Genomic DNA, 15438 nt, shown 5'->3' with positions numbered 1-15438 from the left:
TGCCCGCCGTCTTTGGTGACCGGTCAACCACATGATGCGCCTCCCGAATCTGACTTCGCGCAATGCGTTGATTGCGGCGCATGACGCGCTGGCGACTGCAGTCGCCCTTGTCGGCAGTTTTTATATTCGTTTCGAAGGCAATTTCGCCGATCGTCTGCCGCTGCTCCTCAACATCCTGCCCTATTTCATCGCATTCAGTCTTTTCGTTTGCTACTTCTGCCACCTGACGACGACGAAATGGCGTTTCATCTCGCTGCCCGACGCGCTGAACATCCTGCGCGCCGCCACCGTGCTGGCGCTGACGCTGCTGGTGCTGGATTATATCTTCGTTGCCCCCAACGTTCACGGCATGCCGGTGGCGCCGAACGTTCAGGGCGCGTTCTTTTTCGGCAAGGTCACGATCATCCTGTTCTGGTTTCTCGAGGTATCCCTTCTCGGCGCCTCGCGCTTCGCCTACCGCTATTTTCGCTATACGCGCGTGCGGCGTCATGCGAGGGCCGAGGACGCGGCGCCGACGCTGCTGGTGGGCCGCGCCGCGGATGCCGAAATCCTGCTGCGGGGAATTGAAAGCGGCGCGGTGAAACGGATCTGGCCGGCCGGATTGCTGTCGCCATCACCTGCCGATCGCGGCCAATTGATCCGCAACATTCCGGTGCTCGGCGGCATCGATGACCTTGAGGACGTCATCGCCGATTTTGCCAAGCGCAACAAACCGATCGCCCGCGTTGTGATGACGCCCTCGGCATTCGAGCCCGAGGCCCGGCCCGAAGCCGTCCTGATGCGCTCGCGCCGGCTCGGACTGATCGTCAGTCGCCTGCCGTCGCTTGAGAGCGGAGATTTGCCGCGATTGACGTCGGTTGCGGTGGAGGACCTGCTGCTGCGGCCGAGCGAGAAGATCGATTATGCCCGTCTCGAGGCGCTGGTCAAAAACAAGGCCGTCATTGTCACCGGCGGGGGTGGTTCGATCGGTTCGGAGGTTTGCGCCCGCGTCGTGACTTTCGGCGCCGCGCGGTTGCTGGTGATCGAGAATTCCGAGCCGGCGCTCTATGCCATTACCGAAGCGCTCACCGCCACTGGAAGTAGCGCCTCGATCGAGGGACGGGTGGCGGACATTCGCGACCGCGACCGTATCCTGCGGCTGATGCACGAATTCAGGCCGGACATCGTCTTTCACGCCGCAGCACTCAAGCATGTGCCTATATTGGAACGTGACTGGAGTGAGGGCGTCAAGACCAATATTTTCGGCACCGTGAATGTTGCTGATGCGGCGCTGGCGTCAGGCGCAGGCGCGATGGTGATGATCTCGACCGACAAGGCGATCGAACCGGTATCGATGCTCGGCCTGACCAAGCGCTTCGCCGAGATGTATTGCCAGGCTCTCGATCACGAGCTCGCCGCCATGCCGGACGGCAAGCCTTCGATGCGGCTGATTTCCGTCCGGTTCGGCAACGTGCTGGCGTCCAACGGCTCGGTGGTGCCGAAGTTCAAGGCCCAGATCGAGGCAGGTGGGCCGGTCACCATCACCCATCCCGACATGGTCAGGTATTTCATGACCATCCGCGAAGCCTGCGATCTGGTGATCACGGCCGCCGCCCACGCGCTGTCGCCGCAACGCCCCGACGTTTCGGTCTACGTGCTGAACATGGGGCAGCCGGTCAAAATCGTCGAACTCGCCGAGCGCATGATCCGCCTTTCCGGACTTGAGCCCGGCCACGACATCGATATCGTCTTCACCGGAATGCGCCCGGGAGAGCGCCTAAACGAGATTCTGTTCGCGCATGAGGAGCCGCCGCTTCAGATCGGCGTCGCCGGCATCATGGCGGCCAAGCCCAACGAACCACCAATGCAGTCGATGCGGAAATGGATCGCTGCGCTCCAGCAGGCGATCGTCAGGGATGACCGGTCCACCATCAAGGCGGTGCTCAGGGATGCCGTCCCCGAATTCGGCTCGAACGCTGCCTGAACTATTTCCCGGAACGCGGCTGCGAAAACCGGTGCAACAACAATGCGACCGCACCGGCGCCTATGACGACGAGCGCAACCTCAAACGAGAATGACTGTATCCTGGTCGAGGCAATTGCCAGCGCCGCAAGCACGAGGTTGAGCGTGAACACCGCGCCGACCACGCCGATCACCGAAAAGCCGTTGTCGGTGGCGCGCTGATAGAAATGCGAGCGATGCCCGGCCCAGAACGGCTCGCCGCCCGCGATCCGGCGCAAAAGCGTCGAGGTGGCGTCGGCCAGGTAATATAGCGGCAACAGCAAGGCTGCCGCGATTTGCTGATGCCAGGCCAGTTGCAGCAGGCACCAGCCGAGCAGCAGGCCGATCGGCAGGCTGCCGACATCTCCGAGAAAGATCGTCGCGATCGGCCGATTGAACGGCGCAAATCCGATCATGGCGCCGCACAGCGCGGCGGCGAGGATCGCGGCGGGCCAGGGGAAATCGCCGATCGAGCCCAGCACGATCATTGCGGCCGTGATCGGAACGACTTCCGCGACCGTCATCCAGTCAAGCCCATCCATGAAATTGACGAGATTGACGAACCAGAGGCCCGCCAACAGAAGCAGGCCGCGCTCGATCCAGAACGGGACGGCCGGCACGACACGAAGATCGGCCGGAGCGGCAAGCAGGATCGCAGCGACCGCGCTCGCCTGCAGCACGAGCCGCGTCACGACCGGCAACGATCTGAGGTCATCGGCACAGCCGACCACCGCAATGAACAGCGTGGCAGCGAAAACCGCCATCGGGAATTGCGCAGCGGACGCATCCATCAAGGCGATGATGGTGCCCGCCACCGCAAGCGTCGCCGCAACCACCGCAATCCCGGCCCCTTGCGGCGTCGGGAGTTGATGCGAGGAGCGTGCGTTGGGCCTCGCCAAGGCGTGCCTGAGAAGCAGAGGCCGGATGATGCGGATCAACGCCGCGGACAGCATCGCCGCCGCCACCGTCGCCACCAACGTCCACATTCCGGAGTTGTTCATGTTTGCCGCCGCTACTCCGGCACCCCGATCGGCTTTGCGCCCTTGGCGGCCTTCTCGGCGGAGACGATCCACACCAGACCGCCAATGGTGCCGACAATGAACGACACCGCGCCATAGAGCAGCGAAATATTGATGCCCTCATTGGTCATCAGTCCGGCATATCCGAAAGCCAGCCCCATGGTAGCCTCGCGCACGCCCCAGCCGGCGATCGAGATCGGCAGCATCGTGATCAACATGACCGGCGGGACCAGCTGGAAAATCTGTCCGAACGCCACCGGCGCTGCGATCGACTGCACGACGCACCAGGCGATGACCACGGCCAGAACGTGGACCAGGAGTGACAGCACCGCGATTTTCGGCCCGCTATGCCTATCGAAAATCACCCGGTTGGCGATCACCGCGCAGGCATGAATGTGATGTGTGCCCCACCATTTCTTCAGCCAGGGCCAGGGCAGCACGCCGATCAGGAGAAATCCCACCCCGCCGGCGAGCGCGGCAAAATCGACGAGCAGCAGCGCGTAGCGGCCGTATTGATCGCCGATCAGGTGATAGCTCCACGGCAGGGTAGCCACGATAATGACCGCGAGCGCGATCAGGCCGATGGCGCGGTCGACAAAGATGGAATAGGTCGCTGCGCGCCATCCGGCACCGGCACGCGCTACCAGCCAGAGCCTCACCGCATCGCCGCCGATCGATGATGGCAGCGTCTGGTTGAAGAATGTTCCGATCAGATTGTAGCGCATCGCCTGCCGGACCGACAGCGGCGCGCCGCATTCGGCGCTGACGATCCGCCACCGCAAGACGCCGATGAATATCTGGAGGAAGGTCACCGCGATCGCAAGGGCAATCCAGCCCAGGCTCGCAACATCGATGCGCGAGGCGAGATCGGCAAAATTGGCCTTGCGGAGCGCGAAGTAGAGTAGCGCCGCCGATACCAGTATCTTTATCGCTGAAAGCAGGATTCGGCGCATTTCGCCCGTATTCGCCAAGCCTGGAGGAAGCCAGAAAAACGACGCAACCCCGCCTGCGCCGAACTTCGGGCGCCTTGGTATGGTCTAAATGCCGATCTTGCAATAGTCGCCCGACGAGGTATTGCCCGACCCGCAGCACTGCGCTTAAAGGATCCTTATAAGCCCTTGAAGGCCTGAAGGCTTTCCGGGGACCTGGGGCCCCGCCGGTGATCAACCGGAAGAGTTAAGGTTAGTTGACGCGGTTCCGGCGAAGAAGTTGGGTCGCGAGGCAAGGCGAGATATGTTTTCGCTTGAACTTCGTGACATCATCAAGCCCGGGTCGACTTCTTGAAACTCTCTTTTGGTTCGAGACCTTTGAGGGCGGCGCGCGCCACGTGGTGTCCTGGTTCTGGCCGCAGGAATTTGTGAGGTGCGGATGGGCGGAAAAATTGTTCCACTGATCATGTGCGGCGGCGCCGGGACGCGGCTGTGGCCGGCATCGCGCGAGGTTCGCCCCAAACAGTTCCTGCCTTTATTCGGCACGCGTTCGACCTTCCAGGACACGATCCTGCGCGTCTCAGAGCCTGCGCTGTTCGATCGCCCGATCATCATCACCAACGCGGCATATCGCTTCATGGTGCTGGAGCAACTGGCCGAGATCGGGATTGAGGCCGATATTCTGCTCGAGCCGATGCGACGGGATTCGGGACCTGCGATTGCCGCGGGCGCGGCGTTTGCACGGATGCGCGCCGCGGATGCAGTGGTTCTGGCGCTCGCCGCCGATCACGTCGTGCGCGACAGCGAGGCTTTTGTCGCAGCATGCCGCGAAGGGCTCGCCGCGGCGGAGGCGGGACGTATCGTGACCTTCGGCGTCCGCCCCGAGCGTGCCGCGACCGAATATGGCTATATCAGTCCTGGCGAACCGGTTTCCGGCAAAGTCCACACGGTTCAGAAATTCGTCGAGAAGCCGGATCCGGCGACCGCCGCCGAATACGTCAAGGCCGGTTATTTCTGGAACAGCGGCAATTTCATGTTTCGCGCCGCCGTCCTGCTCGACGAATACCGCGCCCTCGATGCCGAAAGCATCCAGGCGGTCAGCGACGCCGTCACCAAGGCCGGCCGCGACCTCGGATTCGTGACACTTGATACGACTGCATTCGGGTCGGCGAAGCCGATTTCGATCGATTATGCGGTGATGGAAAAGACCTCGCACGCCGCGGTGGTGCCGGTCGCCTGCGGCTGGTCCGATGTCGGCTCATGGCATGCAGTTTGGGAATTGTCGAACAAGGACAGCCAGGGCAACGCCGTGCACGGTGTGGCCGTGTTCGAGGATTCCCGCAACTGCAACGTTTCGACCGACAAGGCGCTGGTCGCATTGGAGGGCGTCGACGACCTCGTCGTGGTGGCGACGCAGGACGCGGTGCTGGTGTCGCGTCAAAAGGATGCCAACGGATTGAAGCGCCTGGTGGCGAAACTGAAGACGGTGGCGCCGCAGGTGACCGAAGATCACCTGAAGGTGCATCGCCCCTGGGGTTCGTATCAATCGGTCGACATGGGCGAGCGTCACCAGGTCAAACGTATCATCGTCAAACCCGGTGGCCGGCTGTCGCTGCAGAAACATCACCACCGCTCCGAACACTGGATCGTGGTGCGCGGCACCGCGCGGGTGACGGTCAACGAGGACGTCAGGATCGTGCACGAGAACGAATCGATCTATATCCCGATCGGCGCCGTCCACCGGCTGGAGAACCCGGGCAAGATTTCGCTGGAATTGATTGAGGTCCAAACCGGCAGCTATCTCGGCGAGGACGACATTATTCGCATCGAGGACGACTACCGGCGCTCGTGAAGGGCCGGAATTGAGTCTGGCTAGCTTGCCCCCGGTGGCGTAATATGGATGTAATTCTTTGAATCAAAACGTGTTTGGGTTCGCTCGCCAATCAATCGCCACACTCAGGATGACGTGTTAGAGAACCGGCGGTGCCCGGGGGTGAGTTGAGGCGCCACTTACGGGTTTTGGGGGTTTAACTTCATGGTTTCCAAGGCATCCGCGTCCGGTCAGAAGGCCGTGGCAAAGCCCGCGCTTCGCATCGGCGTGATCGGGGCAGGCATCATGGGCAGCAATCATGCCCGCGTGCTGGCCGGTCTGCCCGATATCAGATTGGTCGGTGTCGTCGATCCGCTGCCGGAGCATCGCGCGCGCGCCACCGATTTCGCGGGCTGCCGTGCCTTTGCAAGACTTGACGAATTGTTCGCCGAAGGCGTCGATGCAGTGACAGTCGCAGCTCCGACGCATCTCCACCACGAGATCGCGCTCGCCTGCATCGAACGCAACATCCACATCCTGGTCGAGAAGCCGATCGCCTCATCGGTGGAGGAGGGGCACGAAATCGTCGCTGCGGCCCGCCGCGCCGGCGTGACACTGATGGTGGGGCACGTCGAACGGTTCAATCCGGCGGTGGCCGCCGTCAAGCAGGCAATATCTGGTGAGGACATCCTTTCAATCGCGATCACCCGCGTCGGGCCGTTCCCGCCCCGCATGTCGAATGTCGGTGTGGTCATCGATCTTGCCGTGCACGATATCGATCTGATCCGCTGGTTTACCGAATCCGACATCATCGAAGTGCAGCCGCAACTTTCCAGTGCGGTCGCCGAGCGCGAGGATATCGCGCTGTTGCAGTTCAGGACGGCCTCGGGCGTGCTTGCCCATATCAACACCAACTGGCTGACGCCGTTCAAGGCGCGCAGCGTCACCGTGGCGACGCGCGGCAAATATGTGATGGGCGATCTGCTCACCCGTCAGGTGACCGAGTGCTTCGGCTTCAAGCCGGACGGCAGCTATTCGATGCGCCATCTGCCGGTCGGCCATGACGAGCCCTTGCGCGCCGAATTGATCGCCTTTATCCGCGCCGTACGCAGCGGCAGCCAGCCCGCGGTGACCGGCGACGAAGGCGTCGCCAGCCTCGAAATCGCGATCCGTTGCCTCGAAAGTCCCGCCAGGCCTGCGGTAGCTTCTCACGCCCTCAAGGGACCCCGGCGTGTCGTCGGCTAGGCCGCTTCGATAAGATGTCGCGCTCTCAAAATCTGCAAGGCAAGATGAACCAGCACACGCGCCCCGATCCCGTTCCCCTCATCGACGTCGCCGCACAGCGCCGCAGGCTTGGCAAATCCGTCGACGAGGCGGTCGCGCGCGTGCTCGCCCATTGCCAGTTCATCAACGGCCCGGAGGTGACCGAGCTCGAGGCGGCGCTTGGTGCCTTCTGCGGGGCAAAGCACGTGGTGACGTGCGCGAGCGGCACGGACGCGCTCTTGATGGTGCTGATGGCAAAAGGCGTCGGTCGGGGCGATGCGGTGTTCTGTCCCTCGTTCACATTCTGCGCGACCGGCGAGGCGGTGGCGCTGACCGGCGCGACGCCGGTGTTCGTCGACGTCGACGAGGCGACCTTCAATATCGATGTTGCCTCGCTCAAGCGCGCCCTTGCGACCGCAAGACGGATCGGTCTCAGACCGCGCGGAATCATTCCGGTCGATCTGTTCGGCCAGAGCGCCGACCATGATGCTGTCGGTGCGGTCGCGCAAGCCGAGGGTCTGTTTGTGCTCGATGACGCCGCGCAGGCGTTCGGTGCAAGTTACAAGGGCCGCCGCCTCGGCGGCTTCGGCGTCATCACTGCGACCAGTTTCTTCCCTGCAAAGCCGCTTGGCTGTTTCGGCGACGGCGGGGCGATTTTCACCGACGACACCGAATTTGCCGAAATCCTGCGCAGCGTCCGCGTTCACGGACAGGGCTCGGACAAATACGACAATGTTCGCATCGGCCTCACCGGGCGGCTCGACACAATCCAGGCGGCGGTGCTGATCGAAAAGCTGAAGATCTTCGAGGATGAAATCGCCGCGCGCAACCGCGTGGCGGAGCGTTACGCGCGAGGTCTCGGCAATGTCGTGACGGTGCCGCATCTTGCGAGTACCTCCACGTCGGTCTGGGCGCAGTACACCATCCGCATGCCGAAGGGAACCGACCGCAATGAATTCGCCTCGGTTCTGAAGGCGCAGGGCATTCCGACCGCCATCTACTATCCGAAATCGATGCACCAGCAGACCGCGTACCGGGACTTTCCGGTCGCCGACGGTGGCCTGTCGGTCTGCGAGCGTCTATCCGCCGACGCGATCAGCCTGCCGATCCACGCCTATCTCGACGAGTCGACACAGGCGCGAATCATCGAGGCCGTGCGCGGGTATTTTGCAGCCTGATTGTGCTGTTTTGAAGTGCGAGCTTCACACGCTCGACACTCTGATGGAATCGCACTGCCTGCCGCACAGCCCACCTCGCCCCGCTTGCGGGGAGAGGTCGGAGGCGGCGCGTAACGGCGTCTCCGGGTGAGGGGTCCTTCGAAGAGCGCGGCCTATCGAGACTCCCCCTCACCCTAACCCTCTCCCCGCAGGCGGGGACAGGGGAGAACATCCGCTTCAAAGTAGGCGGATGATGCTTTAGAAGCGGCGCATGCTTGGTCGTATCTTCACCGTCGGCGGCTATACGCTTCTTTCGCGGCTGACCGGATTCGCCCGCGACATCATGCTCGCGGCGGTTCTCGGTGCGGGTCCCGTCGCGGATGCGTTCTTCGTGGCGCTGCGCCTGCCCAATCACTTCCGCGCGATCTTCGCCGAAGGCGCTTTCAACGCGGCGTTCGTGCCGGCCTACGCGCATGTCCATGGCGAGCGGGGTGAAGCTTCGGCCAAATTGTTTGCCGACCGCATCTTCACGCTCCTGTTTGCCTCGCAGCTTGTCCTGCTCGTGCTCGCCTTGGTGTTCATGCCGCAGGCCATGAGCGTTCTGGCGCCAGGCTTTACCGAGGATGCCCAACAGCGGCGGCTGGCAATCGAACTGACGCGGATCACCTTTCCCTATCTGCTCCTGATCACGCTGGTCACGCTCTATGGCGGCATCCTGAATGTGATGCAGCGCTTCGCCAGTGCCGCAGCAGCGTCGATCTTTCTCAATATCTCGATGATGGCGACGCTGGCGCTCGCCGCCTTCTTTCCCACCCCCGGCCACGCAGCCGCATGGGGCGTGCTGATCTCCGGCTTCCTGCAATATTTCCTGCTCGCCGGCGACCTCGCGACCCATGGCGGTTTGCCGCGCTTTGCACCGTTCAAGCTCGATGAGGATGTCCGCGCCTTCTTCCGGGCGCTGGGCCCTGCGACCATCGGTTCGATGGGGACGCAGGTGGCGTTGTTCGCCGATACCATCATCGCAACTTTCCTGCCGGCTGGTGCGCTCTCCGCGCTCTATTATGCCGACCGGCTCAATCAGCTTCCGATCGGGGTGATCGGAATCGCGATGGGCACGGTGTTGCTGCCGGAAATGTCACGCCGGCTGACGTCGGAGGACCACGACGGCGCGCTTGCCGCGCAGCGCCGCGCTTTCGATTTCACGTTGCTGTTTTCCTTGCCGTTCGTGGTCGCATTCCTGACCGTTCCCGATGTCATCATGCGGGCGATGTTTGCGCGCGGAGCCTTCACCAAGGGCGATGCCGCGGCTGCGGGCGCGACGCTCGCGGCCTATGCGGTCGGGCTGATTCCGTTTGTGCTGATCCGGAGCGCGGTGGCGACCTTCTACGCGCGCAAGGACACGGCAACCCCGGTGAAGGCCGCATTGATCGGCGTCGCCGTCAATGTCGCCTTGAAGATCGCGCTGGTCGGGCCGCTCGCGCAGGTCGGTCTTGCATTCGCCACGGCAGTCGGAGCCTGGATCAATCTGGGGCTGGTGATCGCGTTCGCGGTGCGCGCCGGTTATCTGAAGCTCGATTCCACGCTGACGGGCTCGCTTGTCAAGTTCGTCGCGGCCGCCGTCGTGTTGGGCGCGGCGCTGTGGCTTACGGCGAGATTTTCCGGCATCTATCTTGCAGGCCTCAGCACACTGCGGGACGAGACCACGTTCATGGTGCTGATCGTTATCGGCGCGCTGGTCTATGCGGGATCGATCCTGTTGCTGTTCGGCAAGACCTGGCTCAGTTCGCTGGTACGCGGCTAAGGCGCATTCGAAGCGCGACGTGCCTTCGGACTTGATTTCCAGCCGCCTCCTGCGTCGCATCACGAAAGCTTGTCAAGATGGGCGGGCATTTGCGCTGCCTGGCGATCCGCTGCAATATGGGCACAAGATGCGCGCGATCGGCCGGATCGTGCGTCGTTTGAACAATTCACGGCGCGGCTTGCGTCGCGCAACGCAGTGGTGACAGGATGGCTCCGATCAAATTTGGCGTCGGTCAAAGCGTGCTTCGCAAGGAAGACGATGCGCTGATCCGCGGCAAGGGCCGCTACACCGACGATTTTGCGCCGAAGCCTTCACTGCATGCCCTTGTGCTTCGCTCGCCGCATGCGCACGCGAAATACAAGATCGACGTCACGGCCGCCCGCAGCCTGCCCGGTGTCGCCCTGATCCTCACCGCGGAGGATGTCAAGGATCTCGGCGATCTGCCGTGCCTGTTCAATCTTGAAGTCGATCCGTTCACCGCGCCGCCTTACCCGATCCTGCCCGGGGACGAAGTGCGCCATGTCGGCGATGCGGTGGCGTTCGTCGTCGCCGAGACCCTCGACCAGGCGCGCGATGCGATCGAGGCGATCGAGGTCAACTGGACGCCGCTGCCGGCCGTCGTCGGCGTTCTCCACGCGGTCAGGGCAGGGGCGCCGCAGGTGTGGCCGCAGCATCATGGCAACGTCTTGTTCGACGTCTCGCTCGGCGACAAGAAGGCGACGGAGACGGCGTTCGCAAAGGCGGACGCGGTGGTCGAGTTATCGCTAATCAACCCGCGCGTTGTCACCAATTTCATGGAAACCCGCGCGGTAGTTTGCGAATACGATGCCAAACGCGATCACCTGACACTGACGGTCGGCAGCCAGGGCAGCCATCGCCTGCGTGAAATCCTTTGCGGGATAGTGTTGAAGATTCCGTTAGAAAAGATGCGCGTGATCTGTCCGGACGTGGGCGGCGGGTTCGGCACCAAGCTGTTTCCCTACCGCGAATACGCGCTCGCTGCGGTTGCCGCGCGGCGCTTGCGCAAGACGGTGAAATGGACCGCCGATCGCGCTGATCATTTCATGGGTGACGCTCAGGGCCGCGACAACGCGACCACGGCGCGCATGGCGCTGGCCTCCGACGGCAAGTTCCTTGGCATGGATGTCGACCTCCTCGGCGACATGGGCGCGTATCTATCGACCTTCGGGCCCTACATCCCCCATGGCGGCGCCGGCATGCTGCCCGGCCTCTATGACATCCAGGCCTTCCATTGCCGCGTGCGGACGGTGTTCACCAACACCGTGCCGGTGGATGCCTATCGCGGCGCGGGGCGGCCTGAGGCTGCTTACGTGCTGGAGCGGCTGGTCGATGCGGCTGCGCGCAAGCTCGGCATGACGCCGGACGCGATCCGTCGCAAGAACTTCATCCCGCCGCGGGCGATGCCGTACAAGACGGCAACGGGGAAGGTCTACGATTCCGGCGACTTCACCGCGCACATGAAGCGGGCGATGGAAATCGCGCAATGGAAGGAGTTTCCCAAACGGGCCAAGGCTGCGAGGAAACAGGGGCTGGTGCGCGGCATCGGCCTGTCGACCTATGTCGAGGTTTGCGGCACCATGGGCGAGGAGACCGCCAATGTGCGGCTTGATTCCGACGGTGACGTTTCGGTCCTGATCGGAACGCAGTCGACCGGTCAGGGCCACCAGACCGCCTACGCCCAGCTCGTCGCGGAGCAGTTCGGCCTGCCGCCGGAGCGCGTCCACGTCTTGCAGGGCGACACCGACACGATCGCCACCGGGCTTGGCACCGGCGGTTCGTCGGCAATTCCAACCGGCGGTGTCAGCGTCGAACGCGCAACGCGCGAACTCGGCAAGAAGCTGCGCGAGATCGCGGCCGAAGCGCTGGAAACGAGTGCCGGCGATCTCGAGATCAGCAACGGAACCATCAAGGTCGCGGGCACCGACCGCTCGATCAGCTTTGCCGACCTCGCCGGGCGGCCGGGCATCGATCCGGCCAGGTTGAATGCGAGCGCAACGTTCACTGCCGCCGACGGCACCTATCCGAACGGCACTCATCTTGCCGAAGTCGAAATCGATCCCTCAACCGGCATGATCGGCATCGTCAACTATGTGATCGTCGACGACTTCGGCGTGACGCTCAATCCGTTGCTGCTCGCCGGCCAGGTGCATGGCGGCGCGATGCAGGGGATCGGCCAGGCGCTGATGGAGCAGGCGGTCTATAGTCCGAAGGATGGACAGCTCGTGACCGGCACCTTCATGGACTATGCGCTGCCGCGGGCGGCCGATGGTCCGGCATTCGTGTTCGAGACGCACAACGTTCCCTGCAAGACCAATCCGCTGGGCGTCAAGGGCGCGGGCGAAGCCGGGGCGATCGGTTCGTGCCCGGCAGTCGTCAATGCGATCATTGACGGACTTTGGCGCGAATACAAGATCGATCACATCGACATGCCGGCCACGCCTGAACGGGTCTGGATTGCCATCCGAGAGCATCAGCGCAGGCACAGTCTCTGATATCCATGAGGCGGAATGGAATCGCGCTTGCGGTGTTGGATCGATAGTTGCGGACTGCAGACATCAGATTTTCGCTCGGCGTGCACTTGAGGAAAACAGGAGACCAGACTGATGAGACGAATTGCCTTGGTGGTTGGAACGATGCTGCTCGGAATCGGCGCTGTCATGGCGCAGCAGGAGGTTGCCGTTCAGCAGCAAAATCTGATGAAGGCGCAGGGCAAGGACATGTACGGCGTGTTCGGCAAGATCCTGAAGGGCGAAATTGCCTACGATCAGGCGGCCGTGGACGCCGCGCTGGCCGACCTCGAAGTGCAGGTGACCAAGATCGCCACCACATTCACGCCAAATCCAAAGCAGAACGTGAAGGATGCGAGCTTCGGAGCGTCCCAGAAAATCTGGCAGAACAAGTCCGATTTCGAGTCCAAGATTCCACCGGTTTCGAAGGCGATCGCGGAACAGAAGGGAAAGATCAAGGACAGCGCAAGCCTGAAGACCGCCTACGACGCGATCCAGGACAAGTGCACCGGTTGCCACGACGACTATCGTGTCAAGCTGAAGTAATCGGCGCCTCCAGCGTCGGCGCGATTTTCTTCTGAAATCCAAACGAGCAAAAAACGGGCAGAAAAAAGGGTGGAAGCCATCCGCTTCCACCCTTCGTTTTTAGATTAAAAGACCTGCTTTGAAGAACAGCGCTTCTCACAGGAGCGCCTTTTGCAGAAGTCTTACTTCTTCACCACCTGTCCGCGGATTTCGCCGCCCGGGTTCGCTGCGGTGTGGACGTTGATGTATAGCTTGCCGCCCGTCAGATCGGCGGCCTGGGCGTCGGTCAGCGTTGCGCTGCCTTCGGCGGGGCTCGACGTAGCGCCGGGGATCGCCACGGCCACGCCGGCATTTTTGCCGGCCTCGGCGGGCCCGTGGAAATGCGCCGCGGTCGCAGGGCCGGTCAGCCCGGAATAGGTCAGTTTCCAGCTCAGTTTCTTGGTGGCGGGATCGTAATCGACGTCGGCGGTGCCCTTGCCGGGACTGGTGTTGGGAGGCACCTCGGATGCGCCGTCCAGCATAATCGTCATTTTCTCGGCAACGGCAGGTCCGCTAAAGGCAAAAGCTGCCCCCAGCGCAAGCGTCGCAAGCATGATTTTGGTATTCGACATGGTTTTCTCCCTGTGGGCGTCAATTGACGCTGCCGGCCTCAAAAACAGCGGCCATTCGATCTTATTCCCGTTTCCAGCCCAAATGGCGAGAAATTTTCGGGCGGCATCTGGCTGCAATGGCTGGCATGCTATCGGGTGCGACGTCGTAGAATAGGGAACGGCAGCGGATGATACGACGAATTCTCCTTGGTGCGGTGATCGTGGCGGCCGGATTGGCGATTTACTGGTGGCTGACCGAACCGATGCTGCTGTCCCGCGATTTTGTCACCCGGCCAGCCCATACTTCCAATCTCGCCAATGGCCTGATCGTCTTCAACGCGGGTGGTTGTTCGTCCTGCCATGCGGTTCCCGACCAGCCTGATCGGCTGAAGCTCGGTGGCGGGCTCGCGCTGCCCTCGCCATTCGGGACGTTCTATGTGCCCAACATTTCGCCCGATGCGAGCGATGGCATCGGGCGCTGGACCGAAACGGAATTTGTAACTGCGGTGACAAAAGGGGTTTCTCCGCAGGGCACGCATTACTTTCCCGCTTTCCCATATACGTCGTATTCGCACGCCAAGCCTGACGACATTCGCGACCTCTTTGCTTACCTGAAAACGCTGACGCCCGTGTCCGGCAAGGTGCGCGATCACGACGTGTCGTTTCCGTTCAACATCCGGCGCAATGTCGGCATCTGGAAATTGCTCTTCATGGACGGCAAGCCCTTCACGCCCGACGTTGCGCATTCGGCGCAGTGGAATCGCGGCGCCTACCTCGTCAACGGCCTCGGTCATTGCGCGGAATGTCATTCGCCGCGAAATTTCCTCGGCGGCATCGTCGCCGCACAGCGCCTTGCGGGCGGACCGAACCCGGAAGGCGAGGGCTGGGTGCCGAACATCACGCAAAAGAATCTCGGCGATTGGACCCCGAAGGACTTCGCCTTTTTTCTTCAGACCGGGCAAACGCCCGATGATGACAACGCCTCTGGGTCGATGAAGCGCGTGATCAAGAACACTTCGCAATTGCCGGAAGAGGATCGCATCGCGATGGCGGAATATCTCAAATCCCTGCCGCCGGTCGAGGGGCCGCCGCGGCCGAAGACGCCGGAAAAGAGCGAGCCCGGCAATTAATGCTATCCCATCGCCACCCCTTCGCCCTTTGCGCCGTGCTGGTGCCGGTCCAGCCACATGGTGCCGAGCGCGAAGGCGATCCAGCCGAAATTATAGACCAAGCCGACGATCAGGACGACCCAGCCGGGAATGGGGCCGACCGCAGCGCGATCGGCAAACTCGGAAAGCGTGGTCGCCGGCGTCGGATGGATGGCGATCTTGCCGTAATAGGCGATCACCTGGACCGCCAGGATCCATACATAATTGCGACGCAACCGGCGTCCCGCCGCGCGCATAAATGAAATGTGATGACGCGGCCTCGTCAAGTCGCGGGCAAGGATGGCCTGCCAGTCGTTGTCGCGCGCCTCGCCAGTGAAGATCGGCGCGTAGAAATTCGTCTCCAACCAGCGAGCGCGGGCGCGCCAGACATTGAAATAGCGATAGCGCCGCGCCTCCATGCCGAGGAATACGGCAATCAGGAGCCCGACGAGCAGCAGCGGCAGCGGCGAGGCTTCCAGGACTTGAGAAGGCCGTCGACAGTGCGATTCCCATCGTCACGATCGACCAGTTGGTGGTGTTGTCGAGCCGCGTGCGCCAGATCGTTGAGCGGTAGACCTCGCCGCGATAGAGATGCGCGATGGCGCCGATTTCGGCGGAATCGAATGTGCGCAGCGGCTTTGCTTCGTTGGAAACAGTAAGGGACATGGCGCGCCTCCGTTGCCCGAAC

General features: G+C 62.5%; 12 protein-coding genes and 1 pseudogene. 8 read left to right on the top strand and 5 right to left on the bottom strand.

Going from position 1 to position 15438, the window contains the following annotated elements; translation table 11 throughout:
• Positions 1-31 precede the first annotated feature (31 nt).
• Complete coding sequence (locus VNX23_RS08240; protein ID WP_325628895.1) at positions 32-1963, top strand: nucleoside-diphosphate sugar epimerase/dehydratase; 1932 nt, start codon at positions 32-34, stop codon at positions 1961-1963.
• A gap of 1 nt (position 1964) precedes the next feature.
• Here VNX23_RS08240 and VNX23_RS08235 read toward each other — a convergent pair whose 3' ends face one another.
• Positions 1965-2981: a glycosyl transferase gene (locus VNX23_RS08235; protein ID WP_325628893.1), complete on the bottom strand. Its 1017-nt coding sequence runs from the start codon at positions 2979-2981 to the stop codon at positions 1965-1967.
• A gap of 11 nt (positions 2982-2992) precedes the next feature.
• Entirely contained in the window at positions 2993-3952 is a 960-nt protein-coding gene (locus tag VNX23_RS08230; RefSeq protein ID WP_325628891.1) for a lysylphosphatidylglycerol synthase transmembrane domain-containing protein, read from the bottom strand.
• Between the two features lie 415 nt (positions 3953-4367).
• On the opposite strand from VNX23_RS08230, the gene VNX23_RS08225 reads away from it, so the two are divergent.
• The 6 genes from VNX23_RS08225 to VNX23_RS08200 all read left to right on the top strand — a co-directional run bounded on the left by VNX23_RS08225 (position 4368) and on the right by VNX23_RS08200 (position 13033).
• Positions 4368-5780: a mannose-1-phosphate guanylyltransferase/mannose-6-phosphate isomerase gene (locus VNX23_RS08225; protein WP_325628889.1), complete on the top strand. Its 1413-nt coding sequence runs from the start codon at positions 4368-4370 to the stop codon at positions 5778-5780.
• Positions 5781-5963: 183 nt separating this feature from the next.
• Positions 5964-6983, top strand: a complete 1020-nt coding sequence (locus VNX23_RS08220; protein WP_325628888.1) for a Gfo/Idh/MocA family oxidoreductase — start codon at positions 5964-5966, stop codon at positions 6981-6983.
• A 44-nt stretch (positions 6984-7027) separates the two neighbouring features.
• Positions 7028-8179, top strand: a complete 1152-nt coding sequence (locus tag VNX23_RS08215; RefSeq protein ID WP_325628886.1) for a DegT/DnrJ/EryC1/StrS family aminotransferase — start codon at positions 7028-7030, stop codon at positions 8177-8179.
• A gap of 250 nt (positions 8180-8429) precedes the next feature.
• On the top strand, positions 8430-9959 hold the full coding sequence (gene murJ, locus VNX23_RS08210) for a murein biosynthesis integral membrane protein MurJ (RefSeq protein ID WP_325628885.1): 1530 nt from the start codon (positions 8430-8432) through the stop codon (positions 9957-9959).
• 206 nt (positions 9960-10165) lie between these two features.
• Entirely contained in the window at positions 10166-12472 is a 2307-nt protein-coding gene (locus VNX23_RS08205; protein ID WP_325628883.1) for a xanthine dehydrogenase family protein molybdopterin-binding subunit, read from the top strand.
• Positions 12473-12583: 111 nt separating this feature from the next.
• Positions 12584-13033 carry a cytochrome c gene (locus VNX23_RS08200; protein ID WP_325628881.1) on the top strand — a complete coding sequence of 150 codons (450 nt, stop codon included), beginning with the start codon at positions 12584-12586 and terminating at the stop codon, positions 13031-13033.
• Between the two features lie 161 nt (positions 13034-13194).
• Here the strand turns inward: VNX23_RS08200 and VNX23_RS08195 are convergent, their stop codons facing one another.
• Positions 13195-13623: a CHRD domain-containing protein gene (locus VNX23_RS08195; protein WP_325628880.1), complete on the bottom strand. Its 429-nt coding sequence runs from the start codon at positions 13621-13623 to the stop codon at positions 13195-13197.
• Positions 13624-13790: 167 nt separating this feature from the next.
• Here VNX23_RS08195 and VNX23_RS08190 point away from each other — a divergent pair, with 167 nt between their 5' ends.
• Positions 13791-14732 (top strand): c-type cytochrome, encoded by a 942-nt coding sequence (locus VNX23_RS08190; RefSeq protein WP_325628878.1) that lies wholly within the window; start codon positions 13791-13793, stop codon positions 14730-14732.
• A 2-nt stretch (positions 14733-14734) separates the two neighbouring features.
• On the opposite strand, the gene VNX23_RS08185 is transcribed toward VNX23_RS08190, so the two are convergent.
• Complete coding sequence (locus tag VNX23_RS08185; protein ID WP_325628876.1) at positions 14735-15169, bottom strand: DUF2270 domain-containing protein; 435 nt, start codon at positions 15167-15169, stop codon at positions 14735-14737.
• Between the two features lie 115 nt (positions 15170-15284).
• A pseudogene (locus VNX23_RS08180) lies at positions 15285-15416 on the bottom strand (DUF2270 domain-containing protein); the annotation flags it as partial.
• Between the last annotated feature and the right edge of the window lie 22 nt (positions 15417-15438).

Source organism: Bradyrhizobium sp., from assembly GCF_035570375.1.
In the GTDB taxonomy this organism is placed as follows: domain Bacteria; phylum Pseudomonadota; class Alphaproteobacteria; order Rhizobiales; family Xanthobacteraceae; genus Bradyrhizobium.
Note: the sequence above shows the minus strand (reverse complement) of the source record. Positions and strands in the feature narration are given on the sequence as shown.